Source organism: Vibrio sp. Vb1337 (assembly GCF_033338715.1).
GTDB classification, from domain to species: domain Bacteria; phylum Pseudomonadota; class Gammaproteobacteria; order Enterobacterales; family Vibrionaceae; genus Vibrio; species Vibrio alginolyticus.
Genome location: NZ_JAWOTD010000243.1, coordinates 1 through 1,080 on the forward strand (window position 1 = coordinate 1; position 1,080 = coordinate 1,080).

Sequence of the window (1,080 nt, forward strand, 5' to 3'; positions counted from 1 at the left end):
GACGTTTGGTGGCATCGGATTTCGGCTTTGCATTGGGGCCGCGCATTAATGCCGCTGGCCGTTTAGACGACATGTCTTTTGGTGTTGAGCTACTGATGTGTAACAACATCCACGCCGCACGTCGCATGGCCAGTGAGCTTGATGGGCTCAATCAGACTCGTAAAGAGATTGAAGAAGGCATGAAGCAAGAAGCGATGGCGTTTTGTGAACGTTTGCAGTTTGGCGAAAACAGCGAGCTGCCATACGGCTTATCGCTGTTCCAACGCGATTGGCACCAAGGTGTGATTGGTATTCTCGCTTCGCGTATCAAAGAGAAATTCCATCGCCCAGTCATTGCCTTTGCTGACGGTGGTGAAGGGACGATCAAGGGTTCTTGTCGTTCGATTCCTGGATTACACATGCGTGATGCGTTGGACTTCATCGATACGCAAAATCCAGGTTTGATCATCAAGTTTGGCGGTCACGCGATGGCGGCAGGCTTAACCATCAAAGAGCAAGATTTTGAGCGTTTCAGTCGTTTATTCGATGAAGTGGTGAAAAAAGAGCTCGACGAAGCGGCTCTAAAAGGCGTGATTCTTACTGATGGCGAGTTAAAACCGGAAGAGTTTTCTATGCACATTGCGGAGCAGTTGCGCGCTGGTGGGCCATTCGGACAAGCTTTTCCTGAGCCAATCTTTGATGGTGAGTTTAAGGTGTTGCACCAAAAATTGGTGGGAGAAAAACATCTTAAACTGATGTTGGAGCCTTTATACAAAGGGCATCCGACCAATGTGATGATTGATGGAATTGCATTTAACGTCGATTTACGCCGTTGGCCTGACGCATCGGTCAAAACTGTACGTTTGGCCTACAAGCTGGATGTGAATGAATTTCGTGGTAACCAATCATTGCAACTGATGATTGATCACATCGAAGCCAAGTAATACCTAAGCTTTTCTTAAATATAGAGTACGGTTGCCCTTAAGCGGGTGTAAAATTTTATGACCGTGCTCTCTCTAATCGTAATCTGATTTCTCATCCGAAATTTTCCTGTATCTCGGTCACATTTTTCAGTAGAATTTCTCGGTTAAATTCTATTCT

The 1,080-nt window shown here is 46.0% G+C and carries 1 protein-coding gene; it reads left to right on the forward strand.

All coding sequences use genetic code 11. The features are described 5' to 3' along the window. Positions 1 to 923 (forward strand): DHHA1 domain-containing protein (locus R7E42_RS25355; protein ID WP_318073286.1); only part of this gene is annotated, 923 nt, incomplete at its 5' end. Positions 924 to 1,080 lie beyond the last annotated feature (157 nt).